The 24950-nt window shown below is 44.4% G+C and carries 32 protein-coding genes; 31 read left to right on the top strand and 1 reads right to left on the bottom strand.

The window, feature by feature from the left end:
• Positions 1–100 precede the first annotated feature (100 nt).
• The 19 genes from DW965_RS01445 to DW965_RS01355 all read left to right on the top strand — a co-directional run bounded on the left by DW965_RS01445 (position 101) and on the right by DW965_RS01355 (position 17810).
• On the top strand, positions 101–436 hold the full coding sequence (locus DW965_RS01445) for an HNH endonuclease (protein WP_119197980.1): 336 nt from the start codon (positions 101–103) through the stop codon (positions 434–436).
• Positions 437–584: 148 nt separating this feature from the next.
• Positions 585–893, top strand: a complete 309-nt coding sequence (locus DW965_RS01440) for a P27 family phage terminase small subunit (protein ID WP_119197944.1) — start codon at positions 585–587, stop codon at positions 891–893.
• The gene (locus DW965_RS01435) at positions 880–2532 is read left to right on the top strand and encodes a terminase large subunit domain-containing protein (protein ID WP_119197943.1); all 1653 of its coding nucleotides are present in this window, start codon (positions 880–882) and stop codon (positions 2530–2532) included. Before DW965_RS01440 ends, DW965_RS01435 begins: the two co-directional genes overlap by 14 nt.
• On the top strand, positions 2525–3691 hold the full coding sequence (locus DW965_RS01430) for a phage portal protein (RefSeq protein ID WP_117804536.1): 1167 nt from the start codon (positions 2525–2527) through the stop codon (positions 3689–3691). Before DW965_RS01435 ends, DW965_RS01430 begins: the two co-directional genes overlap by 8 nt.
• Before the next feature lie 50 nt (positions 3692–3741).
• Complete coding sequence (locus DW965_RS01425) at positions 3742–4500, top strand: head maturation protease, ClpP-related (RefSeq protein ID WP_117804535.1); 759 nt, start codon at positions 3742–3744, stop codon at positions 4498–4500.
• A complete protein-coding gene (locus DW965_RS01420) occupies positions 4487–5659 on the top strand; it encodes a phage major capsid protein (protein WP_243036240.1) in 1173 nt (390 codons plus the stop codon). Before DW965_RS01425 ends, DW965_RS01420 begins: the two co-directional genes overlap by 14 nt.
• A 14-nt stretch (positions 5660–5673) precedes the next feature.
• Positions 5674–5940 (top strand): hypothetical protein, encoded by a 267-nt coding sequence (locus DW965_RS01415; protein WP_119197941.1) that lies wholly within the window; start codon positions 5674–5676, stop codon positions 5938–5940.
• A complete protein-coding gene (locus DW965_RS01410; protein ID WP_158582773.1) occupies positions 5937–6284 on the top strand; it encodes a phage head closure protein in 348 nt (115 codons plus the stop codon). The genes DW965_RS01415 and DW965_RS01410 overlap by 4 nt, the downstream gene beginning before the upstream one ends.
• Positions 6281–6604, top strand: coding sequence for a hypothetical protein (locus DW965_RS01405; RefSeq protein ID WP_119197939.1), 324 nt, complete (start codon positions 6281–6283; stop codon positions 6602–6604). Before DW965_RS01410 ends, DW965_RS01405 begins: the two co-directional genes overlap by 4 nt.
• The gene (locus tag DW965_RS01400; protein WP_119197938.1) at positions 6601–6972 is read left to right on the top strand and encodes a hypothetical protein; all 372 of its coding nucleotides are present in this window, start codon (positions 6601–6603) and stop codon (positions 6970–6972) included. The genes DW965_RS01405 and DW965_RS01400 overlap by 4 nt, the downstream gene beginning before the upstream one ends.
• 13 nt (positions 6973–6985) lie before the next feature.
• A complete protein-coding gene (locus tag DW965_RS01395) occupies positions 6986–7609 on the top strand; it encodes a major tail protein (RefSeq protein ID WP_117804529.1) in 624 nt (207 codons plus the stop codon).
• A gap of 8 nt (positions 7610–7617) precedes the next feature.
• Positions 7618–7956: a hypothetical protein gene (locus DW965_RS01390; RefSeq protein ID WP_117804528.1), complete on the top strand. Its 339-nt coding sequence runs from the start codon at positions 7618–7620 to the stop codon at positions 7954–7956.
• Positions 7957–8085: 129 nt separating this feature from the next.
• Positions 8086–10848 carry a phage tail tape measure protein gene (locus DW965_RS01385; protein ID WP_199681604.1) on the top strand — a complete coding sequence of 921 codons (2763 nt, stop codon included), beginning with the start codon at positions 8086–8088 and terminating at the stop codon, positions 10846–10848.
• Entirely contained in the window at positions 10845–11639 is a 795-nt protein-coding gene (locus tag DW965_RS01380; RefSeq protein WP_119197937.1) for a distal tail protein Dit, read from the top strand. Before DW965_RS01385 ends, DW965_RS01380 begins: the two co-directional genes overlap by 4 nt.
• Complete coding sequence (locus DW965_RS01375; RefSeq protein WP_119197936.1) at positions 11636–13459, top strand: phage tail spike protein; 1824 nt, start codon at positions 11636–11638, stop codon at positions 13457–13459. The genes DW965_RS01380 and DW965_RS01375 overlap by 4 nt, the downstream gene beginning before the upstream one ends.
• Positions 13446–14465, top strand: a complete 1020-nt coding sequence (locus DW965_RS19015; protein WP_158582771.1) for a phage tail tip lysozyme — start codon at positions 13446–13448, stop codon at positions 14463–14465. The genes DW965_RS01375 and DW965_RS19015 overlap by 14 nt, the downstream gene beginning before the upstream one ends.
• Positions 14466–14481: 16 nt before the next feature.
• Complete coding sequence (locus DW965_RS01365; protein WP_119197935.1) at positions 14482–15276, top strand: phage baseplate protein; 795 nt, start codon at positions 14482–14484, stop codon at positions 15274–15276.
• 10 nt (positions 15277–15286) lie between these two features.
• Positions 15287–15607, top strand: coding sequence for a hypothetical protein (locus DW965_RS01360; RefSeq protein WP_119197934.1), 321 nt, complete (start codon positions 15287–15289; stop codon positions 15605–15607).
• Between the two features lies 1 nt (position 15608).
• Positions 15609–17810, top strand: a complete 2202-nt coding sequence (locus DW965_RS01355; protein ID WP_119197933.1) for a metallophosphoesterase family protein — start codon at positions 15609–15611, stop codon at positions 17808–17810.
• A gap of 69 nt (positions 17811–17879) precedes the next feature.
• On the opposite strand, the gene DW965_RS19010 is transcribed toward DW965_RS01355, so the two are convergent.
• Complete coding sequence (locus tag DW965_RS19010; protein WP_158582770.1) at positions 17880–18047, bottom strand: ribbon-helix-helix protein, CopG family; 168 nt, start codon at positions 18045–18047, stop codon at positions 17880–17882.
• 223 nt (positions 18048–18270) lie between these two features.
• On the opposite strand from DW965_RS19010, the gene DW965_RS01350 reads away from it, so the two are divergent.
• From DW965_RS01350 to DW965_RS01300, 12 genes are all read left to right on the top strand, one after another.
• Positions 18271–18663 carry a DUF2513 domain-containing protein gene (locus tag DW965_RS01350; RefSeq protein WP_119197932.1) on the top strand — a complete coding sequence of 131 codons (393 nt, stop codon included), beginning with the start codon at positions 18271–18273 and terminating at the stop codon, positions 18661–18663.
• 112 nt (positions 18664–18775) lie between these two features.
• A complete protein-coding gene (locus DW965_RS01345) occupies positions 18776–18973 on the top strand; it encodes a hypothetical protein (RefSeq protein ID WP_119197931.1) in 198 nt (65 codons plus the stop codon).
• A gap of 128 nt (positions 18974–19101) precedes the next feature.
• Positions 19102–19248 carry a hypothetical protein gene (locus tag DW965_RS19005; RefSeq protein WP_158582769.1) on the top strand — a complete coding sequence of 49 codons (147 nt, stop codon included), beginning with the start codon at positions 19102–19104 and terminating at the stop codon, positions 19246–19248.
• A gap of 193 nt (positions 19249–19441) precedes the next feature.
• Positions 19442–20437, top strand: coding sequence for a site-specific tyrosine recombinase/integron integrase (xerA, locus tag DW965_RS01340; RefSeq protein ID WP_119197930.1), 996 nt, complete (start codon positions 19442–19444; stop codon positions 20435–20437).
• A gap of 116 nt (positions 20438–20553) precedes the next feature.
• On the top strand, positions 20554–21006 hold the full coding sequence (locus DW965_RS01335; RefSeq protein ID WP_119197929.1) for a phage holin family protein: 453 nt from the start codon (positions 20554–20556) through the stop codon (positions 21004–21006).
• A gap of 61 nt (positions 21007–21067) precedes the next feature.
• A complete protein-coding gene (locus DW965_RS19495) occupies positions 21068–22159 on the top strand; it encodes a peptidoglycan recognition protein family protein (protein ID WP_119197928.1) in 1092 nt (363 codons plus the stop codon).
• 203 nt (positions 22160–22362) lie between these two features.
• The gene (locus tag DW965_RS01325; RefSeq protein ID WP_119197927.1) at positions 22363–22638 is read left to right on the top strand and encodes a hypothetical protein; all 276 of its coding nucleotides are present in this window, start codon (positions 22363–22365) and stop codon (positions 22636–22638) included.
• A 231-nt stretch (positions 22639–22869) separates the two neighbouring features.
• Positions 22870–23271: a hypothetical protein gene (locus DW965_RS01320; RefSeq protein WP_147342464.1), complete on the top strand. Its 402-nt coding sequence runs from the start codon at positions 22870–22872 to the stop codon at positions 23269–23271.
• 111 nt (positions 23272–23382) lie between these two features.
• Positions 23383–23619, top strand: coding sequence for a hypothetical protein (locus tag DW965_RS01315; protein ID WP_117804516.1), 237 nt, complete (start codon positions 23383–23385; stop codon positions 23617–23619).
• An 86-nt stretch (positions 23620–23705) separates the two neighbouring features.
• A complete protein-coding gene (locus DW965_RS01310) occupies positions 23706–23903 on the top strand; it encodes a hypothetical protein (RefSeq protein ID WP_117804515.1) in 198 nt (65 codons plus the stop codon).
• A gap of 17 nt (positions 23904–23920) precedes the next feature.
• Positions 23921–24739 (top strand): type I-C CRISPR-associated protein Cas8c/Csd1, encoded by an 819-nt coding sequence (locus tag DW965_RS01305; protein ID WP_119197926.1) that lies wholly within the window; start codon positions 23921–23923, stop codon positions 24737–24739.
• Complete coding sequence (locus tag DW965_RS01300; RefSeq protein ID WP_119197925.1) at positions 24703–24894, top strand: hypothetical protein; 192 nt, start codon at positions 24703–24705, stop codon at positions 24892–24894. Before DW965_RS01305 ends, DW965_RS01300 begins: the two co-directional genes overlap by 37 nt.
• Positions 24895–24950: the final 56 nt, after the last annotated feature.

Raw genomic sequence — 24950 nt, 5'->3', positions numbered from 1 at the left:
ACGGGAAAAGGAAAACCGGTTCTCTTCCAGTTCAAAAATCGATCACACCTTGTCGAAGAAAATCCCTGCAGAAATGTGGGGATTTTCTTATGGGGGAAACATGACAGATAAAGAAGCAAAGGAATTCTACAATTCCGAAAAGTGGAAACACAAACGCCTGGCCATTCTGCGAAGAGATCAGTACGAATGCCAGGACTGCAGAAAGAGACTGCAGGAAGCAAAAGAAAAAGATGTGAGGCTGCCGGCGATGGATGCAAAGATCAGGAGGGCAACACAGGTCCATCATATCATGGAGCTGAAAGAGCATCCGGAGCTGGCGCTGGATGATGAGAACCTGGTGAGCCTGTGCACACAGTGCCACAATGAGCGGCATGGCAGACATGTCGAACGGAAATTCATTCCGAAGCGCCGAGTGATCGCGCCGGAGCAGTGGTGACCATCCCCCCGGGGTAATTCTCGGCGATTTTTGGCCGGGGTAGAACGGGTAGGAAGGGACATGACTGTTCAGATTTTTCGGATTCTCGCGTGAAAGGGGTGGGGTAGCCAGTTCGGATGGAACAGAAAAACAGAAGGGTGGTGAGCAGATGTCACAGAAAGATGTTAAAGAGTCGCTGCTGGAGCAGTTGAAATTACAGGGAAAAACGGCGGATTTTTACGGGGATCTGGTGGAAGATTATATGCACTACTGGAAATTAAAAAAGGATCTGATTCAGGATATTAAAAAGCGTGGAATCCGTTATGAAGCCATGAACGGAAACGGAATTAAGGTGGAAAAAACGAATGAATCTGTGCAAAATCTGCAGAAAACCACGGCAATTATGTTAAAAATTTTGAGTGATCTTGGTCTGAGAGACCAGATCTCGAATGAGTCTGAGGCAGATGGTTACCTGTAAAGAAATTGACGACTATCTTGCCTACGCGAAAGCACATCCGGAATGGATCAACACAGAAAGAAAACTGTTAATCGAGAACATCGTACTCACGACTTTGAAGAGAGACGATGTTTTTTTTGACGAAGAAACCTACAGAAAATGTCTGCAGTATTGCGAGAATAATTATTACCCACTTTTTACGTACCAGAAATTCATTTATGCGTTTGCTTTTATGTACATTGACGACATGCCGCTGTTTCAAAAATTCATCGTGATGATGGGAAGAGGAAACGGAAAGGATGGATTTATTGTACCGCTGGCGAATTTCTTTCAGACGCCATTGTACGGCGTTGAAAATTATCACATAGAAATCGTGGCGAATGCGGAAGATCAGGCGAACGAAACTTTCAAAGTTGCTTACAATGTCTGCAAAAAGAAAAAGTTTAAAGGAAAATTCAGCGTTACAAAAGAGCTGATCACGAATCTCAAGACCGGGTCGGAGTTGAAATACAATACAAGCCGAGCGGAAACCAAAGATGGAAAAAAGCCCGGATGCCTGATTCTGAATGAGATACATGCCTATGAGAATTATGATCAGATCAACGTGTTTGAAAGTGCACTTGGAAAAGTAAAGCATCCGCGGGAATTCATTATCACGACAAATGGATACGTGCGAGATGGACCTCTGGACGAAATCCTGACGATGATAGAAGAGATTCTGAGGACGGGAGAAAATCCGCTCGGATATTTTCCTTTCGTCTGCAAGCTGGACACGAAAGAAGAAAAAGATCTTCCGGAGGCCTGGCACAAAGCGAACCCATCGTTGGAATATATGCCAATTTTGGCAACGCAGATCATGAAAGATTATCTGGAAGCACAGAAGCTTCCGAGTAAACTTCCGGAGCTGATGACAAAACGTTTCAATTTGCCGGCGCGGAATGAAGAAGAGACCGTAACGTCGTGGGAAAACATTCTGCGGTGCTGCTATGACGATATCGAGCGGAAAACGCCGAGAAGAACTGCAGACACGAAAGGAAAGCTTGCGATTCTGGCGTTGGACTATGCCGATATTCGAGATTTTGCGTCGGCCGGAGTGCTGACACAGGACGGTGAGGAGTTCATATGGAGGCAGCACACATGGATCTGCAAAGATTCGCCATTTCTGGAAAAAATCAAATTCCCGCTGAACAATTTCGGACAGCCGGAATTTGAGGACTTCGAGGTGGTGGATGGCCCGACAATTCCAATTGATGCCATCATTCGGTGGTGCGTTGAGAGGATGAACGAATATGTCGTGCAGAAAATCACGATGGATACTTACCGCTACCAGATGTTCAAAACAAAATTCGAGGAGGCGGGAATATCAATCGAAAGCAAACAGAATCCGGCGGGGCTGGTAAGGCTGGTACGAAGAATTGGATCGGCGTGTGCCATCATTGCTCCGGAAATTGAAAGACTGTTTGCGGAAGGAAAAATAAATTATGGTCCATCATCCATCATGCGATGGTACACGAACAATACGAAAGTGAGCACGGACAAATACGGAAACAAGATGTACGGAAAAATAGAACCGAAGTTAAGAAAAAACGATGGATTTATGGCTTTCGTGGCGGCGATGTTTTCGAAGGATGAGATAAAGGAGACGGTTATCTATGTTTGATTGGTTTTTCAAAAGAGCAGAAAAAGAAGAGTCTCTGCTCGAAATCATAACATCGACCACACAGCAGCTGCAGTTGTATGAGTTCGCAAAAGAGAAAGCAATTGGCATGATTGCGGATGCGATTGCAAAATCGGAAATTGTAGTCCAGAGGAAAGACAAAAAAGGAACAAGACGGGCAAAAGATGACGTCTATTGGCGGCTGAATGTGCGACCGAATGCCAATGAAACCGGAACGGATTTCTGGCGTGCGGCGATCCACAAACTGCTGACGAAAAAAGAAGCGTTAATCTGCAGAGTGGGTGAGCAATACTTTCTTGCGGATTCCTGGACACTGAATGACAGTGTAATCTTACCGCAGATCTACAGCGATATCACGATCAGCTGCAACGGAAGAACGATGACGCTGGACATGTACCTGACGGCGGATCAGGTGCTGCACTTGCGGCTGCGAAATGACCGGCTCAGTGCACACCTTGGGAATATTGCGAAAAAGTACAATAAGCTGGCGAACGCGGTCTGCACGATGCAGACGTATGTTAATACGCCGAAATTCAAGCTCCATTTTGACGCAACAAATTCCATCATTGCGACAAAAGATGAGAATGGAAACGTGAAAACGCTGACAAAAGATCAATACAAAGAGAAGCTGCAGGAGACGTTGCTGAGTGATGAACCGTCAACTATCATCACGAGCGCCGGAATTGATATCAACCAGATTGAAATTAAGGCCGGAGGGGCAAGTGAGGACGTTGTAAAGTTTGCGAAAGAAATTTTTAAGGACACCGCAATGGCATTTAACATCCCAATGGCGGTATTCCTGGGAGAAATCACAGAAAAAGCGGACAGCACAAACGAGTTCATCACCTACGCAGTTTCACCGATTGCCGAAATTCTGAACGATTCATTCAACGCAAAACTTGTCGGAAAAGAAAGTTATGAAAAAGACGAGAAAATTTGGGTGGATCTGTCAAGATTCAAGCACCGCGACCTGATCGAGTGCGCAACCGGCATGAGTACCCTGCGGAGCATCGGCTTCAACCTGGATGAGCTGCGGGAATCCATCGGCTGGGAAGCACTGAATACAGAATTCAGCCGAAGCCGTATGGTGACAAAGAACTATACCGCGGACGAAAGCGCGGTCACGGGAAACACAGAATAAATCTCCCAGCTGATGGGTGAAACAGCAAATAACAAGGGAAGGAGAAAGCCATGAAAAGAAAAGAGATGCATTACTGCCAGCAGGTGGATGGCAACGTGCACAAGATCTTTCTGTATGACGATATCTCGAAATATGGAGAGTGGAACTGGGAAACCTGGGACTATGACGAGTCGGAGACATCCGCGGCACATTTCCAGAAGCTCCTGGAAGCGGTGCCGGATGGGGAAGAAATTGAACTGCATATTAATTCCTACGGCGGATCGGTTTCGGAAGGAACGGCCATCTACAACCTGCTGCAGGAGAGCAAGGCACACAAAGTGGGAATCGTGGACGGCGTATGCCATTCAATCGCGTTTACAATTCTGCAGGGGTGCGATGAGCGAATCATGGGGTACGGCACAAGCGCGATTATCCACAACATGTGGGCCAGCGTCACAGGAAATGCAAAACAGCTCCGGGAAGAGGCGGACAAGCTGGACGTGTGTATGGAATCCTGTGTGCAGCTGATGATGCGCCGTGCGACCATCGATGAGGCAGAACTGAGAGCCATGATGGATGCAGAGACCGTGCTCACACCGCAGAAAGCCCTGGAATGCGGATTAATTGATAAAATCGGCGTGGAGCAGAAGGAGGAGCCGCGGACAGAACAGCTTCTCGCAGAAAATGAACAGCTGATCAAACAGCTGAACAATCGCACATTCCTGGATGCGGAGGTTAAAAAGTTCATGCGGGCCGTTGCGCCGGCGCAAAAACAGAAAAGCGGATTTGACGCTTTCTTTCAGAAAGGAGAAAAAAATGAACATCGATAAAATCACAGAGGCAGAGCTGAAACAGAAAGTAATGAAGATGATGGAAGATGCAGACGATAAGGTAGAGGCGATCTATCAGGCTGCAGCTATGATCGTGGAGGAGAAAAACAAAGAACTCATCAATCAGCTGGTGGAGCAGAACGCCCGCGCGGCTCACGATGAGGAATACAGAAAACGCCTGAACCTTCACAATCTGTCAGACAAGGAAAAACAGTTCTACGAGGGGCTGAAAGATGTGAAACAGGCAATCACTGCAAAGCAGATCGACATTATTCCGGATGAAATCATCGACAGAACGCTGGATGATGTGAAAAAGGCAAGTAAAATTCTGAGCCTGGTAAAATTTGCCCCGGCAAATGTGAAAAAATGGCTGGTTGGTGAACATTCCGGGACTGCAGTATGGGGGGACTTAACAGATGCCATCAAAGGAGAGCTGAACGCAAGTTTTGAAACTCTTGACCTGGAAGTGAAAAAACTGACAGTATATCTTGTGATTCCGAAAGCAATTCGGGATCTTGCGCTGCCATTTGTGGACAAATATTTTACGGCAATTCTTGCGGAGGCAATGCAGGACGGTCTGGTAAAAGGATATCTGGATGGAAACGGAAAAACGGGTCCTGTAGGAATCATGAATAAGATCGCGAGCTTCAAAGCGGACGGAACCGCGCAGGCGAAAACGGTAATGAACACGGTAACCAAATTCAGCCCGAAAGGACTTGCTCCAGTAAGAAAGACACTGAGCAAAGACGGAAAGAGAGAAATCGGAACGCTGTATTTACTGTGTAATCCGAGCGATGAGGCGGAATATGTGGACCCGGCGCTGTATGGAGAAAGTCTCACAGGAGGATATAGAAACACCTCATTTATGAGCCTTGAAAAGATTCCGGATGCGAACGTACCGAAAGGAAAAGGCATTTTTACCATGGCAGGTGTCTACACGATGGGAGCATCTGGCGTGGAGCTGAACACTTATGATCAGACAAAAGCAATGGATGATGCAGACGTTATCATCGGAAAATGCTATGCGAACGGCCGCGCGGTGGATGATGACTGCGCCGTAGTATTTGACGTGACGAAACTGGAAGAGTACGTGCTGCCGGTTCAGCAGGTAACGGTTCCACAGACAATCGCGCAGGCAGCAGAGCCAACAGGAGAATAAGGAGGTAAGGCGGAATGCTGGAAGAAATGATTGAGGAAGTGCGGCAGGAATTTCAGATTCCGCCGTATTTCCCGGATGAGTCGCTGCTGCGGTACCTGAAAGAAGGAAAACACCGTCTTGATACGCTCAATCCGGGAAGAAGCCTGGAAACAGATGATACGTTTCGAAGTCTGCTGAAAAATTACGTGTACTATGCATACAATCATAAAACGTACGAATGGGAGCAGAACTATGCTGCAATTATCTTATCATGGCAGCTGGAAAGCGAGGTACCGTCATGAGCCTGCCGGTGTACACAAGCGGCTGCTTTGAACTCTATAGAATCAAAACAGACGAAACCAAAGATTTTCCAGAAGATATTTTGGAAAATCAGCATATGACGATCTGGTACAACGAGATTTCTGTGTATGACCATACCCGATACGCACTGAGCCAGAGCGGCCGGGAAATCACGATGAAAATTCGGATTCCGCAGTACAAGAAAATTGACAGTGACTGTGTGTGTATCATTGAGGGAACACAGCACAGAGTCTATAACGCCGCACACATCATCAACAAAGACGGATTCCCGGAAACGGAGCTCACACTGGTGCGACCAGATCGAACGATTGAGGTGATTGCATGAAAAAACAGGAATTAAGCGATTTGCTCCACTCGCTCCAGATCCCGGTCAATGAGGGAATCGCAAGCCAGGAAAATACAAACAAATACCCGCGTGTGGTCTATTGGGACTATATCTGGGAGGATATTCTGGCATCTGGAGAAGAGTACGAAAATGTGGAAACATACCAGATTAGCTTCTATTCTCGTACGCCGCGGAATGAAAAACTGATGGAACTGAGAGAAAAACTCAGAAAAGTCGGGCTCCATCCTACCATCTATCACGAGTACGTGCAGGAAGATAAGGTCTTTCATTCTTATTTTTCCGTTGAGGTAACAGTATGAATGAGGACGATTTCTATTCTGCAGGCATGAACGAATTTCAGAAGATCATTCAGGAATATCAGGAGAAATTCGAACAGAGCAGAATTGAAGCAGCCATGATGGATGGCGCGGAGCAGCTGGCCAGAGATGTGCGGGCGCTGCCAAAACCGAGATCACAGATTCGAAAGTCTGGATACGCCCATCTACTGGACACCGTTTCGGCCAGAAAAGGAAAAAACGGAGAAATTGAAGTGGGATGGGGAAAATATTACGGTCCAATGGTAGAAGCTGGAACACGAAAAATGAATGCACAGCCGCATCTGCGCGGATTGTTCAAAAAAGATTCAAATAAATATTATAACCTGATACTGCAGAGATTGTTCAGGTAGAAAGGAAAAAAATATGTCAATCAAAACGAGAAAACCACCGCTGAAAGAAACAGTGGGAGCACAGTATGTGTGTTTCAATACGCCGGACGAAAATGGACAGTGGACAGAAACGTTTGAGGAAAGCGTGGAGAAAACCGAAGTTGTAAAAAGCGTAAAAGTAACAGAGAACACAGGGACAACGGATGTATATGCTTCCGGGAAAATCTACGATACAGACACCCGCCAGCCATCAACGAACATCGAAGTCGAGGTAGTGGCGTTCCCGGCAGATACGCTTGCAAAAGCGAGAGGGGATGAGGTGACGAAAAACGGCCTCATTCTGTCCGGAGGAAAGAGCATTCGTCCGTTTTTTGCGTATGGAAAAGTGGTCAAAAACAAGGACGGCTCAGAGAGATATGATTGGTATCCGAAATGTAAGCTCACAGCAAACACAGATGATGCGGCAACAGGTGAGGAAACGTTTTCCGTGCAGACAGATACAGTAACGATCGTTGCGTACCCATTCGACGCAAAAGAAAATATTAAAGTATCGCTGGATTCCAGCATGAAAGCATTCCCGGAGGGGCTGACAGAAGAAAAGTTCTTCTCGAAACCAATCCTCAAGGATGACGATCTGACAACGGCAGTAGCCGGATAAGGAGAAACATGAAAGATTATATTGTAGATTTGACGGACGGCACCCGGCTGCCCGTCAATGTTAATTTTGGCACACTCTATTATCTGCAGAAAATGCCGAAATTTTACAAGCTGGCCAAAAAGAAGCAGGAAAAACTGACAGATCCGGAAAAAATGGATCTTGCGGCCGCGTCCGTGTACGCAATCCTGCGAAGCAACGGAAAAACGGTGACGTTTGACGAGGCACTGCAGCTGGTGCCGATGGACGATGAACAGATCCGCGTGCTGCTGGAGGGATTTTCGGCCAGATGTGACGAGTATGCTAAAAAAAAACGAGCACGCCAGCAGATGGCGAAGGGCTTGACGTAGACTGGGCGGAATACCGGATCTGCGCCGCGGAGATGGGGATGAGCGAGGAAGAATTTTTTAATTGCGACCCCATATTTTTTAACGAAATGTGTGAAAAATTTTGGGAGAGAAAGAAAGTAGGTGAGCTGTATGGCGGATGATATGAAGCGGGTCGGTTTATCGTTCAAAACGGACGGTACGGTAGATTTTCAGAAAAGCCTGAAACAGATTTCGGAAGCCGTACAGGGTAACCGGGAAGAGTTTAAACGTGCGAGAATCGCCTGGGATGACAGCACAACGGCCATGGAGAAACTGACCGACAGACAGAAATACCTGCAGAAACAGACCGAAACATATAACGAAAAAGTGGAGGTCCTGAGAAGAGAGCTTTCTGAACTGGAGGGAGCAGAGAACAAAAACGAGAAAGCGATCTCCCAGAAGAAAAAACAGCTTTCCCAGGCAGAGACAACACTTGCCCAGTACCAGAAAGGCCTGAAAGAAGTAAACCAGGAAATCAAGAGCGGCTCCGCGGTTTTGGAAGAGAACATGAAAAAACTGGATGACTCCATCAGCACGCTGGATGCGTCCGCAAAAAAGAATGAATCCTCATTCAAGCTGATGAAGAGCCAGTGGGACAAAAACACCTCATCTGCGAAAAAATTAAAAGATGAGCAGAAGTATCTGACGGAGCAGGGCGAGACGTACCAGAAAAAAGTCGGTCTCGTAAAAGAAGAACTGAAACTGTTGGAAAATGCCGAGGGCGACAACAAAAAGGCGATCGAGGAAAAGAAAGCCGCGCTGAATGAGGCGGAAGCGTCGCTAAATGAATACAAGAGCCGTCTGAAAGAAGTAAACGAGCAGCTGAAATTCGGAAAAGCATCAATTGAGGAATATACAGAAAAAGTCCAGAAAGCAGGGGAAAAGGTCAAGGACGAGGGAAGCGGAATGACGAAAAAGGTGACCGTTCCGATTCTTGCGGCCGGAGCGGCGTCTGCCAAAATGGCTATGGATTTTGAGGATTCGATGGCAAAAGTTTCGACGATTGCTGACGCAACGGAAGTCCCAATGGACGAAATGCAAAAGGCGATCTTGGATCTTTCCAATCAGACAGGAATCTCATCGGAAGAAATTGCACAGAATGTCTATGATTCTATTTCAGCAGGACAGAAAACAGGCGATGCAGTCAATTTCGTTTCGAATTCAACAAAATTGGCAAAAGCAGGCTTCGCGGATGCGGGAGCGGCGCTGGATGTGCTTACAACCATCATGAATGCGTATGGATTGAAAGCATCTGAAGTAACGAATGTTTCGGACATGCTGATCCAAACACAGAATTTGGGAAAAACGACGGTTGCTGATCTTGCATCATCAATGGGAAAAGTAATTCCGACAGCAAACGCCTACGGAGTAAGCCTGGACGAGCTGTGCGCGGGATATGCCATCATGACAGCGAACGGAGTTGCAACGGCAGAAAGCACAACCTATATGAACGGTATGCTGAATGAGCTCGGAAAATCAGGAACGACCGTATCGGAAACCCTGAAAGAAAAGACGGGAAAGACGTTTAAGGAATTGATGGACAGCGGCATGTCATTATCTGATGTCCTGAAAATAATCAGCGATGCGGCGACGGAAAACAACAAATCGTTTGGCGATATGTGGAGCAGTTCGGAGGCCGGAAAAGCAGGTATGATCCTGCTGGGAGACAGCGCTGAGAATTTTAATGGCGTTTTGGAACAGATGCAGAATAGTGCAGGCGCGACAAATACGGCATTTGAAAAACTGGACACAAACTCCACAAAGACTAAAAAGGCGACGAATGAGCTGAAAAACGATGCTATCGACATTGGAACAACACTGATGGAGGAAATCGCACCGATTATCGAAAATATTGCGGAAAAGATTTCGCAATTTACAGAATGGTTTAACGGATTGTCGGAATCGGAAAAACAGATGATTATACAGATTGGCCTGATCGTGGCTGCTATTGGTCCGTTGCTTATTGTGCTTGGAACAGTGGTGAGTAGCGGGGCAAAAATAATCGGAGGTATTCCGGTCATAGCAAAAGGCTTATCGGGTCTATTTGGCATCATCGCGGCGAATCCGGTCCTCGCAATTATAACGGCAATTGTGATTGCTGTTTTTACACTCTGGACAACCTGCGACGAATTCCGGGAAGGGGTACTCGAAGGGATTGATATTTTAAAAACGGTACTGACCGCCGGTTATGATTTCTGCGTGGAGCTGGGCGAAGAGAAGCTCGGCCGGATCCAGGATGCCTACGAAAAACACGGAGGCGGAATCACCGGAATCTTGGCCGCGAGCTGGCAGACATGGAAGGAAATATGGTCCACGGGATTTGATGTGATCGACAAGCTGACAGGCGGCAAGCTCACAGGAGTCAAAAATAAATTCTGGAGCAAATTTGAAGAAATCAAAAATGTGGTAAAAAATGCATTGGACACAGCGAAACGATTCCTTGCCGGCGATTGGCCAACACCAAAAATCAAAACACCACATTTCCAGATCTCGCCGCCGGGTTGGACAATCAGTGATCTGATCAAAGGCAGCATCCCGAAATTAAGCATCAACTGGCGTGCGAAAGGCGTGATCCTGAACCGGCCAACAGTGGTTAATCAGTCCGGAAGCACGATCGACGTAGCGGGCGAGGCAGGACCGGAAGCCGTAACGCCGATTGAGACGCTGAAAAAGTACGTCCGCGAAGAAGTACGGGCCAACAATGCAGACCTGATAAAAGCACTTGCCGAGGTCCTGGGAGATCTTGGATTGACGATGGAAAACGTGATTAATCTTGGAGACGAAAGAATCTACCAGAAAGTCGTGAAATTAACCATCAAAGAGCTGAACAGACAGCAGATAAGTAAGCCTGTCTGGAAAGGAGGCTTTGCATGATTGACGATTACGAAGTTATTTTTGCAGGGGTCAGTTCCGCCGACCTCTGCATTTTTGCAGTCAACAGGCCGAACATCCCTGCAGCAGAACGGGACATCGAAACTCTGGAAGTGCCGGGAGTAGATGGGGCTTATCATATCGACAATGGCCGCTACAAGGAGATGACAATCTCGATCGAGATGAACTATATCGGCCCGGAGTCAAAATGGCACGAAAAATGGCGGGAAATCAAACGATGGGCACAGGAGAAAAATGCAGAACTGATCCTGAATGATGACCCTATTTTTTCGTACCGTGCCTATTATGCAGTATTAAGCGAAAACAGCAGGGAAAGCCTGCGGGTGGGAAAATTCACAATCACATTTTACTGCTCCCCGTATCTGCACGTCCGCGGAAGCGATGAATATGAAAAGCCATATCCAATGCCGGTATACTGGGGTCACAAAGTAGGCGGCGGAGGATACGTGCTGACAGAAAACGGCCAGAAAGTAGCCACAAAAAGAAGATTTTTTACATTGATGAATGATTATGATATTGCGTGCCCAAAAATCAAAATTGAGGGTCACGGAGAGTGCTGGGGACGAATCAACGGAAATGAGTTGCTTGCACAGGTCAACGGAACGTTGATCATCGATACGGAAAAAGAAATCACAGTGAATGGCCAGGGACGAAATGCGAGCAATGCGATCAGAGGAAATTATGAAGATTTCTATCTGAACCCGGGAGAGAACGTGATCTTATTTGATTCTGCATTTGAAATTTCAATTGCGCCGCGTTGGAGAACAAGATGATACAAGTTTACAAGCCAGAAAACAAAAATTACGAAAATAACGGTGACTGTGTACTGCATCCGACAAAATGCGAGCTGACTATGCAGCTTAGCGGGGAATGGGATATGGAGATCGAGTGCGCGGCGGATGCGCTGTATATTGATTGCCTGAAAGCCGGATCCGTTATCACAGCGCCGACCCCATACGGAGAAAACGAGCAGTTCCGGGTGTATGATGCAGAAAAGGAGATGGGTGGACTTGCCGCAAAGGCACGGCCCATCTTTTTTGATGCATCAAGAGAAACCCATCTGAAAGATGTGCGGCCAACACAGTGCACGGGCACGGAGGCGGCGGAGAAGATCAGCGTTGGAAAATATCGTGTTATTTCGGATATCACGGATATCAATACCGCGTACTACGTCAGGAAGAATTTGATTGAGGCGCTGCTGTCTGACGATGAAAACAGTTTCATCAACAGATGGGGTGGAGAACCTATTTTCAAGAATTACGTATGCCAGATGAGAAAAAGAGCCGGAGGAGATTACGGAGCAGAAGCGCGGCTTGGATTTAACATGTCGTCCGTTAAGGCGAAAGTAAACATGGATAACGTGGTTACCAGAATTATTCCGGAGAGCTACAATGGGCACACACTGCCAGATGATAGTTACTATGTGGACAGCCCCAATATTGGGAAATATCCGATCGCCTACACAAAAGTGGTACAATACGAAGACGTAAAACTGCAGGAGGACTGCGGAACCGATGAAACAGGATATGCTACACTGGAAGATCTGCAGAAAGCATTACGGAAAAAGGCAAAAGCAGATTTTGAGGCAGGATGTGACCTGCCGGAAATCACGTATGAAGTGGATCTTATCAACATCGAAAACACAATTGAGTATGCAGATGTGGAGAATCTTGTGAAAATCGGTCTCGGAGATTACGTGAAAGTGGAGAACAAAGATCTGCAGATATCAACAAGGGAACGTGCTGTGAGCGTGGTGTGGGACTGTATCATGAAAAGAAATACAACCGTCACGCTCGGATCCGCGGAGAACGATTATCTGGATCGGATCAGTGCGGCAATGAAAATGGCAGAGCTGGCGCTGAACAAAGACGGAACCGTAAAAGGCGATCAGGTAACCGGAATGATTAACATGATGAAAACAAGACTGAAAGCAACTGCAGAGAATGCGGAAAAACAGGCGGCAAAAGCAATCCTTTTCGAAGAATTGGACAAGAACAGCGACCTGTACGGAGCGATGGCACTCGGCACAACGGGATTTTTGATCGCATCCGAAAGAACGCCGGACGGCAGAGATTGGGACTGGAAAACATTTGGGACGGGTCAGGGATTTCTAGCAGATTATCTCATTGCAGGGGTGCTGCTGTCGCAAAATTATAAAGATGGAGAACAAGGATTTAAGCTGGATCTGAACAGCGGAAAAATTTTTGCGTCACTGTTGGAAATCTTTGGAAAAGAAGCAGGGAAACCATGCTCGGTTGCTTTGGAGAATGGAAGAATTTTGGTAAAAGAATCCAGCGGAAAGTCAGTTATCCAGATATCACCACTCCAAAATGTGGATATTGTGACAGGAAAAAGCACATGGTCGGGAATGATCGGAAAAGGAAACACCTTCATCGAGGTGAATCCACAAGATGATTATATCAGGTTCAGGGCAGGGGCGATCTACGAGGGATATTCCGGATCTGCGGGATTGAGTGGGAAACTCGTGTACTCTGACGAAAGTTATCTGGTTATCCGAAACGGAAGAATCACGGGAGGAAGGATCAAGAAATCGGATGGAACGTGGGAGGAACTGAAAAATGGCACTAATTAGCTCAAATGTTTATCTGAGCATGGAAAATGCTACAGACAATGCGCAGTACATCTATAATTTTATGATCCGAAATGGAGCGTCGCAGAACGCGGCGCTTGCCGTGCTGGGCAATATGTACGCGGAATCCACCTGCAATCCGGGGATCTGGCAGAATCTCGACAGCAGTAGAACAGACCTGGGATTTGGGCTGGTGCAGTGGACCCCCTCCACGAAATATACAAATTGGGCCGCAGCGAAAGGATACGAGAGCAAGAACATCAATGGACAGCTGCAGCGGATCCTCTACGAAAAAAACGTAGGGATCCAGTGGCAGAAAAGAACCACATCAATGTCATTTGCGGAATTCTGGAACTCCGGAGAAAGCCTGGAAACGCTGGTAGAATTATTTGAACTCAATTATGAGCAGCACGCCGGAGCAGTACAGCCAAAAAGAAAAGAGTATGCGAATTACTGGAAAACGCATCTGACGTTGGATGATGATTCGGTGGAAAAAATTGAAAAGGCGCTTGCCTGGATGCTGAATATCGCGGCGGATAACTCACATGGGTATGATCAGGGGTATCGGTGGGGGCCAGATTATGACTGTTCCTCGTTCTGCATCACAGCGTGGCAGGAAGCCGGCGTGCCGGTGAAAACGTATGGAGCAAGCTACACCGGAGATATGCGGGCGGTATTCCTGCGCTGTGGCTTTTCGGATGTGATCGGGAGTGTAGACGTCTATTCCGGATCAGGTCTGAAACGCGGCGATGTGCTGCTGAGCGAGGGCTATCATGTTGCTACCTATATAGGCAATGGACAGATTGTACACGCATCTCAAAACGAATTCGGTGGAGCAGTGGGAGGACAGACCGGGGACCAGACGGGAACCGAAATCTGCACAAGAAGTTATTATTCCCACACACCGCCATGGGATCATGTATTGAGATATAAGCAGGGCGGCACAGAGGAGACACCAACACCAGAACCAACGGCAACAGTGTACCCGGTGCAGTGGATACCGGCATAGAGAGGAGACGAAAAAAATGGACATGACAATGTTTGAGTGGCCGACGAAAGCCAAAGTCGAAAGCACAGATTATGTAGCGATTTGCGACGCAGACGGAAATGAGAAAAAAATTGCCGTGGACGATTTGAAAAATATCCAGAAAGCAGAAACCACAGGGGAAACTGTGGAGGAGTGGCTGAAAACAAAACTGAAAAGCTATGCAGGATTTTCGGACGGATTCTACCCGGATCTGGGCGGATGGTCTGGAGGAACGGATGCATTCGGACTGATCACAAAAAAAGGAACAACAGTGCAGTATGTAGGTTTTATGGCGGACGGGAAAATTCGGATGGGATCTTACAACACACAGAACGAAGCCTACAAAATATATATGCACAGCGACGAGATGGCGAACCATCCGGTCGGATCTATATGGATCACAGAAACAGAAACTGCGGATCCGAACCAGATTTTCGGGGGAACATGGGAAAGATACGCCAAAGGGAGAACACTGATCGGCGTAGATGAAAATGATACAACCAAAAAATGGAACAAATCAGGAATCAAAGCAGGTGTGGCTGAAAACAATATTGACCATAAACATTATGAGACAAATGGAGCAGATGGAGGTCGAATGTATCAGATTTTTGGGGATGACGGAGGCCCATATGGATCTACGGTGCAGGCGAATATGACGGCAGCTTCATGGGCGGCACAGACGTCAGTTGGAAATATCAGAGTAAATAAGGTATCTGCCATGACGGATCGTGCACAGGTGATCAATAATCTGCCGCCATATATCACAGTGTATATCTGGAAACGAACGGCGTAGGAGGAGAATCATGAGAGTACTTGAATTTTCTGTTATGGGTCAGCAGATCGAAAAGCGGGGGGATTTTTCCGGTCTGGTGGCGGGCAGTGAGCAATATATGACAGCGAAATTTTATTTTGACCGGGAGTGGGCAGGAAAAGTAAAAGTGGCAGAGTTCCGCCGAATTGACTCGAAGATTGCAGAATGCTTTTCGGAAAAAATAACAGGAAACTGCTGCATCGTGAGAACAGAGGTACTGCGCGGAAAGAAATGGTACGTGAACGTAGTAGGACTGGGAAAAGACGGAATGAAACTGTCAACAAACAGGGTAGAGGTGAAACAGGAGGAATGACATGAGTACAACAGACGAATTACTGGAAGAGATGCTGGAAGATGTGGAAGAGTACGCAACACCAGTCACGGACGATGATCTGCAGTTCTGGATTGACGAACATCTGAGAGTGATTTCTATCCCGAAAAATGGCGTAGTAGCTGGAGTTGAAGGAGATAAAAATGTAAATAAGATCAAATTCGGCATGAACAGGTACTACCACGGCTTCGATATGTCCACATTCTCCGGGAGAATTTTGTACTCAAACGCCAAAGGAAATAAAAATTACTACAACATCACAGATATGCAGGCAAGCGGGAGTGCCATCACGTTTTCGTGGCTCGTAGACGCCGATGCTGTGCAGTACATGGGGAAAACCGCGTTCGTGGTCTATCTATTCAAAACCCAGGGATCGGAGCTGCGGCAGAAGTTCTATTCGACACTCGCCACTCTGAACGTATTAGAAGGAATGGAAGTAGATTCTGCCGTGCCGGTTGAAAAACAGACGGACATCATCGAACGGATGAAAGAGGAGATCAGCGCCTACGCAGAAGAAGTCAAGAAAAGCCTGCCGGCCGACTACACGGCGATGACGGAGCAGGTTAGTTCGCTCAAGGAAGAGATAAATTATATTGATGAAACTGTAATCGGAAATAGAAATTTGATTGGTAAAGAATTGGGAAAACTCTATCCGATTTTCGCTCAAAAAGGGGACAAGTTTTATGTAAAAAAAATGAATAATGGCAAATTTGGATACTTAAAAATTCAATTTTATGATAACAAAAAAAGTAAAATAGAGAATGGATATTATGGTATAGCACTTCAACAGGGAAGAAAATTTACATATGACGTTGATAAAATTGGGTATTATGTTGCTTTTGAAAAAAGTGAAGAGGAACAAAGTTATTACGCTATTGGAAGTGCAATGCTAGTCCGTGGAGACGTTGAACCTCAGACATATTTTTTATACAATGAAAAGGACATTCTTGAACGCATTGGAGATATTGAAAAAAAAGAAATTCCAGAAATAGTTTCCAAAAATATTGATATAGAGCCGATTATGACAGCCATAAGCTTCTCTGATACAAAACAGACAGGAAACACGCTGTATAGAAAACATTACTTATCACTCTTACACTTGTCTGATAGTCATGGATATGCAAACACTGTTGAGGACGCATTTCAATATGCTGATAATTATAAAAACATCGATGCAGTTATTCACACAGGAGATTCACAAGAAAGCAACTATTTTCTTAATCGCACAGAAAATGGCTTTTCCGATACTGTAAAACCTTATGCTCTTAAATCCAAAAAACCTTTTTTGTATGTAATAGGAAACCATGATGCAGGAAACCACTTTGAAACAAGTTTTTCTGAAAAAAATTTATATGATTATTATATATCTGATATATCTCAAAAATCAAATTATATAGTAGGAAAAGAGAAGCCATATTATTATAAAGATTTTATAAATGAAAAAATAAGATTAATCGTCTTGAATGAATATGATAATCCAAAAGTTTTGGATAACAATGGGAAATATTTATTTGACCAATGGAATCGTTTTTTTTCGCAAGAACAAGTAACGTGGCTATGCAACATTCTTTCATCAACGAAAAAAAACAGTTTAAATGGACTTCCAAACGATTATTCAGTAATAATTGCATTGCATCAGAAAGTATATGACCTTGACATTGACACCTTAAAAAGCAATTTCTCGTATATGAAAGGACGTACTGGGTGGAAAGGCAGTACGGGTGATTATAAATCGAATCAGAGTAACAATGTTTTACGAGATATTATTGATGCTTTTATTTCAAGAAGCCAACTGAATAAAATTTATGATGTTGATAACGAAGCATATCCTTATCTTCCCTTAAATACATATACCGTAAATGTACTAGCTGATTTTTCCGACCGAGAAAATAGTAATTTTATTTGTTTTTTGTCGGGGCATACACATTATGATAATGTCGGATTTGTAAAAGGAACAAAAAATAAAATGTTAAATATTGTCGTGACTGATTCAGCAAATCCAACGACACAAGCAAGCTATACGGATGATTTACCGAGAATTGCAGGAACACGGAGCGCAGATGCATTTAACATTATATCGTTTGACACAGATAATAAAGAAATAAAAATATGCAGAATTGGTGCGAACTGCACATATGATATGATTGAAAGAAAATGTACAAAAATAAGTTATAACATTAACTAAAGAGGACGAAAGGTAACTACCGATACCATTTGAAACACATAGAATGGTATCGGTAGCATTGGAAAAGGATCATGAATCATGTTTATCAAGCCACTCGGAAAGAGCCTTGCGGATGACCCACGATGCGGTACGCTCTTCGCGTTCGCGGTATGAGATAAGCTGCTTAAGCTGTTCCGGTTCAAAGCTGATCGACATTTTCTTGTACTTGTCCTCTTCGGATTTGCGTGGATGAGCCATGATAACCACCTCCTCGAGACCACTATACCAGACGCGAGTGAGTGGTAGCAAGAAGCAGTGATATATTGGGATATGTAGGCTTGACAGACTAAGCGCCGGAGGGCGATAAAGGTCATATTTGGTCGATAAGTAGATAGAGTTTAAAATTGCAACTAATTGAAAAAGACTCATTGATGCCTTATAATAAAAGAAAATATATTATGTGGGCAAGGAGGAATTTTGTATGCAAAGGGATATGGATTTGATCAGAAATTTGTTGATTAAGATTGAAGAAGTATATGAACCTGGTGCCGGATCAATAAATTTCTCGAAAATTAGAATTGACGGTTATGATGACAAGGTTATAGTGGAACATTTGTTATTGATGAAGGAGGCAGGATTAATCCGAAATATTAATGCAAAACAATATGTTACCGGTTCAACCATACTCAATATCGGAAATTTAACAAACGAGGGCTATGATACGCTTGAAAAATTTAGAAATGATACAGTTTGGAATAAAACCAAGGAGATTGCCCGCGACAAAGGACTTCCAATGCTGATTGAAATATTTAACCAGGTAGCAGGTACTGTGATCGCTGGTATTACAGAAGGGGCATTAAGAGCAAATTCATAAATTCAGAAAAGATTACGTATCATTCTTTCCAAAACATTCAACTAATAATCATTGGCAGGTTTCCTTGCCCGTGGTATAATTTTTAGTATCAAAAGTACGGGAGGAAAGGAAAATGAGCTGGAAGGAATGGAAACATGATTTAGACGAGGCAAACAAGGCGTATGATTCTGGAAGGATTGAAAGAGAAGCATATGAAACGAGGATTAAATATGCTTTATGCATGATTTATGAAGGGGGAAATGTTGAAATGGCAGAAGGGATTGCCGAAGCACATGGATATGATATGGAAAAGTTATTAGAGGAACATTAAGATTAATTTTACTAACCACTCAATACGATGGTTGGTATTTTAATGGAGAAAAATATGATAGAGATTCGAGCGGGACCGGAAACGGTCTTATTTTTATGCAAAAATCAGAAAAAAGGAGAATTGAGTACATGGAAACGATTATTTCCGCCTGCATCAGTGCCGCCGTTACACTTGTGGTCTGCCTGATCAGTAACCACAGTCAGCAGGAAAAGACACGGGCACTGATGGAATACAAGCTGGAAGAGCTCACGAAACCGGGTCGTTTAGTGAACTAGATTTTTGAAAAATATCGAAAATATATTCGAAATCGCGCATGAAATGTGGTATAATAAGAGGGTAGAAAACAAAAAAGGGAGCCGAACTCCCGACGACCAATCTGAAAGTTCGGCTCCACACACCCTAAAGGGGCTGAGCTTATTATAGCATATCAGCCTCCTTTTGGGTACCCCGAAAAGGAGGAATTTTTATATGCGCGAACAGTTTGCGAAGACATTCATGACGAAGCTTGTTGGTGAAATTCCGGATGACGCACTGAAAGTGGTGTATCAGAAACTCATTATTTTCGTTGGAGACTACGAAATAGCTCCGCGGAATACAGAAATTGTGCCGTACGAGGGGTATCTGCCGGAGTGCTATGAGATCTACTTTGCGACTCGCAAAATAGAGGGTTTGAGCGTCAGATCGCTGGAGCTGTACAATATGGTTCTCCGAGACTTCTTTTTCCAGGTGAACAAAGATCTGAAGCAGATTACAACGAACGACATCCGGATCTATCTGTATAAGACGCAGGAGACAAGAAAGATCAGCAATGCGACGCTTGATAACCGCAGAGTTATCATTCAGACGTTTTTTGAATGGGCGGCCAACGAGGGTTACATAGGGAGCAATCCGTGCCGGAATATTAAAGCAATTAAGTATGAGCGAGCGCAGAGACAGCCACTGTCTGGAATGGAGCTGGAACGGCTGAGGAATGCGTGTGAGACAGTCAGAGATAAGGCCATGATTGAGATGCTGTACAGCACCGGATGCCGCGTAACAGAGCTTGAGAGGCTTGATATTGCAGATGTGGATTTTGAGCAGAAAGAAGTACATTTATTTGGAAAGGGGGATAAACACAGAACTTCTTACTTGAACGTAAAAGCAGAATTTGCATTGCGGAATTATCTTGAAATGAGAACAGACGAAAATCCAGCGTTATTTGTGTCGGAGCGTATGCCACATGGCAGGTTAAAGAAGCCGGCGATTGAAAAACGTGTACGACAGCTGGGAGAGCTGTCAAAGATTGGTCGGAGAGTGTATCCGCATCTGATACGGCATACAACAGCGACAGACGGTCTTGACCGAGGTATGCCAGTGGAAGAAGTACAGCAGATTTTGGGGCATGTCAACATCAACACAACTATGGTCTATGCTCAAGTGTCGCGTGCCAATGTCAAACGAGATCATAGGAGATGCATTGTGTGAGAGCGGGAAACCGCTCTCATTTTTATGGAGGAAACATGATAGAAATTCGAGCGGGACCGAAACGGTCCTATTTTTGTACTTAATTATTGAAATTTGAAAAAGGAGAATATAAAAATATGAAAATTATTGATTCTTATAATGCATTAGCCGGTGCAATCGTTGCGGTATTATCGTACATTTTCGGAGCGCATTGGATTCTTTTTGTGATGTTTCTGCTTTTTAACGTTCTCGACTGGATAACCGGTTGGATGAAAAGTCGTATTGCTCACAAAGAAAGTTCCAGTGCCGGCTTAAAAGGGATTCTTAAAAAAATGGGATACTGGATGATGATTGCAGTTGCTTTCGGCTCCAGCGTGGTATTTGTTGAGATCGGCAAGACTATTGGCGTAGATCTCGGCATCACTACATTATTAGGCTGGTTTGTCCTTGCATCTTTACTGGTCAATGAAATTCGGTCAATTATTGAAAATTTCGTGGAAGCTGGATTTAATGTGCCGGTTGTTTTGACAAAAGGGCTGGAAGTCGCAGATAAAGCAATTAATCAGGAACAGGAAAAGAAAACAGAGTGAGGGCGGCTAACAACCGTCATTTCTTTGCGCCGGCGCAATTCGTCTGGCAGAAGGAGAAACAATGAAGATTGATAAATCATACATCAGCAGCCAGAACACCTATCCGTACAACAACCCACAGTGTATTGTTGTACATAACACCGACAATTTTGAGCCAACTGCCAATGCCCGCGCTCATGCCAGAGCACAGCATCACGGGAATTTTTCTGGCATGTCGGCTCATTATTACGTGGATGACAGCGACACTGCCTATCAGGCCGCGCCGCACAACCTCGGATGCTGGCACGTTGGCATCAACTACGGAAACGGCAACCTGTTCGGCTCTTATGGCAACCGGAACAGCATCGGTGTGGAAATGTGCGTGCAGGGCGGATACAATTACGAAAAGGCATTCCAGAACACCGTGGCGCTGGTGCGGCAGCTCATGAAAGAAACAGGCATCCCAGCATCCAGAGTCTATCGACATCTCGATATCTGCAGCAAAAATTGCCCGTCGCAGATCATTGCAAAAGGCGACTGGATGAGATTCAAGAGGCTGATCAGCGGCGGCAGCTCAGAGTCTTCTGGAAACAATACATCCGGCGAGGAGATATATAAGCCAGGAGTTTACAAGGTCAATGACACGGAATTAAACATCCGTATCGCGCCGAATGCAGAATGTAAGATCGTCGGAGTAATCCGGGATCAGGGCAGCTATACTATCACCAAAATCCAGAATGGAAGTTGGGGAAAACTGCTCTCGGGCGCAGGATGGATCAATTGTCATAAAAAATACTGTACCTACGGCGGTACAGCATCCGCTCAGAAGCCGGACGCAAAAGCGATCTCAGTTGACGGGGTATGGGGATCGGAACTGACACGCCGCCTGCAGGAGATCTTCGGGACACCACAGGATGGCAGGATCAGTAATCAGCCAACATCCAATCGGGAATGCTGTGTCGGCATTACAGTTGCTGAGTGGTCCACAAAACTGTCCGGCGGATCCGCGTTGATCAGAAAGTTGCAGGAATGGGCAGAAACCACAGAGGACGGCTACATCGGGCCGCAGACCATCCGAGCGCTCCAGAAAAAACTCGGCACACCGGTAGACGGCGTGATCAGCTACCCGTCAGCGATGGTACGCGCTCTGCAGGAATGGTGCAATCGGCAGTAAAAAAATATAAAAGATATCAAGAGGCGTGGGGATTTTCCCTACGCCTTTTTTTATTGCCATTTTTTAAGGTAAAATTAAAATAAATATATTACGTAAAATGTATTGACATATTGCGCAATATGTGATATATTATAACCATAGAAACGAAATAATAATTGATGAAAGAAATATTTACTCGGAAGATTGGAAGAGGTGATAATAAAATGGTAAAATTAAAAGTTGGTAGAAATATAATTGAACTTGATGAAAAAGATCTAATTTTAGATAACGGAGCTTGTTATCAAATTGTTACTAAAAAAGTTGGAGGATTTGATTGGTATTATCCGATAATGAGTAAAAAATTGTTTCATGATTTAAGAAAACTTGAATTAATTTTCACAAGTGAAGAATTAAAAAAAGATGCTATAAAGAAATATGGTACATCGGTAATAACTTATTGGAAATTTAACATTGAAAGAATGCAAAAACTTGGATATTAAATCGATGTAAAGGCGGTAATTATGAGAGAAACAAAAGAATTTAATCAAATTGAATACATCAACAATTACATAAAGAAGAAATACGATCGGATAAATTTGGTTGTACCGGCGGGAAGCAAACAAGTTATTAAAAGTAGGGCTGCACAAAAAGGAAAAAGTGTCAATCAGTATATAAATGAACTGATCGACAATGACTTAAAAAATAGTAAAGAGAAAAAAGGAGATAAGAAAATGAAAAAATTTGAAATCGTAAAAACAACAGCAGAAATCAGCTGGAAAGAAAGGGATGAAATCAAGGAAGGATGCACGATGTACGATGTGGATCCGGAAAAAATTGCTTCATTCGGAACCAAAGAGGAAGCCGAAAAGGAATTGAAAAAATACAAAACGGATGTTTGCGCATCCGGAAGCCTCTTCACGGTCGAAGAGTTTTCGATCCAGGAAAACGAATATGACGAAGACGGCGAGTGGATCGGAGGCGGAGATATTTGGAAGTTTACTCCAATGGAAATTTTCGTGGTCGACAAAGAAACGCGGAAAACGATCGCAAAAGTCAAAACTTACGAAGAGGCGGAGGAGGCCGCAGAAGAGTATGAGGGCGATGCGGGCGCCGATATCGTGTTTTACGAATAAAAAAATAGTCGTGTCGAAATGGCACGGCTTTTTTTATTTGCAAAAAAATGCACATTATACGTATAATGTGCTAATATATAATCACAGAAAGGAAATAAACAAATCAGAAAGGTGGTAGTAAAAATAGAAGAAAAAGTGGTAATAACGAATAGTTCGGAAGCAAAGAATTTAAATGAAAATGAATATTTCACTGCATATTTTAATGACGTAAAATATGGTATGACAGATTATTACGAGGACCTTGATGGTAACGGAGCTGCAGAAGTGGTGCAACGAGCAGAAATAATGAGGAGACGCAGGGATACCAACCCCTGCGTCTTTTCTATAAAAAACTATTGGGAAACTTGAAAAAACTATTGACTTTTGTACTCCAATGGAGTACAATATAATTAACAAAGGAACACAAAACAAAAAAGAGAAAGGCGGAAACAACAATGACAAGATACGGAGAAGAATACAAACTGAACACGGAAGAAATGGAGAACATCGCAACCTATATGAACGATGAGATCAGAGAAGACCTTCACTTCGAGATGGCTCCATGTGAACCGGAAGAGTTTCTGAGAGCTTACGTAGAAAAAGATCCAGATTTTGAAGAGCTGCTGAACAGCGAGTTCTCAATCGAGCTGTAAAGAAAGGGGAGGAAAAGATGTACTGGAAAGAGATCCTAGATATTTACGAAAGAATGGGAGTGGAGAACATCATTCCGATTGCGCACACGAGAATTAAACCGAACATAAAAGTATTGCTCGACGAGAGTGGAAATTTCGTTGGGGCAACACTGAATGAGCAAGATCGTTTTACGATTCCGTGCACGATTGAATCAGAGTCAAGAACGAGTGGATGTGCACCGCACCCGATTCATGATAATATGCAATATTTATGCAACGAGTACAATGACCCGAAATGCAAAGAAAAGAACGAAAGTTACATGAAGCAGTTAGGAGAATATATCGAGGAAGTAGACGACGAGCTGGCGAAATCAGTGTACAAATTTCTCGAAAAAGGACTTCTCAGAGAGTGTATCAAAGATCTTTTAAGGAAAGTAAATCTTCCGGAAGAAAAGGTAATGATTTGTTTCGTGATGGTAACGAGGGAAACCCTGACAAGGGCCTCCATATCGGACGAATACGAAAGATTTTGCCTGTACGCGCTACAAACAGGAGACGGGCAAGACCTCCAATGGCGTGACTACTATCTGAAAAAGCTGGATCCAAACGGAATATGCAGTATAACAGGAAAAGCTGATTTCATACCACCAACTTATCCGAAAGCAATACGAAACCCGAGAGACTCAGCAAAATTGTTCGTCGGCGGAGCGCCCCAAAAGCAAAAAGAAAAATTAAACTCAATGCCGGTGATCAATCCGGGATATGTGATCACACAGAAAATCATTCACACACTACAGTGCATGAACTACGAAGGAGCACAATGGCATATCAAGTGGTCCGGGAAAACAAAGGAATAACAAAAGAAGTCATAAACAAAATTGAAAACGATCGTGAAATGACAGAGGAAGAAAAGAAGAAATTCGAGAAAAAAATAGTAAAAAGTTTTAACAGGATAAAACAAAATAAAGAGTGGATGGCGAAGAAAGACGGGGAAGAAAGTTATGACGATTAAAGAGATAAGAGAACGCTCCGGACTTTCACAAGGAGCTTTCTGCAAACGGTATGGGA

The organism is Blautia sp. AM47-4, from assembly GCF_003479865.1.
In the GTDB taxonomy this organism is placed as follows: domain Bacteria; phylum Bacillota; class Clostridia; order Lachnospirales; family Lachnospiraceae; genus Fusicatenibacter; species Fusicatenibacter saccharivorans.
The sequence above is the reverse complement of the archived record's forward strand: the minus strand, read 5'-3'. Positions and strand labels throughout refer to the sequence as shown.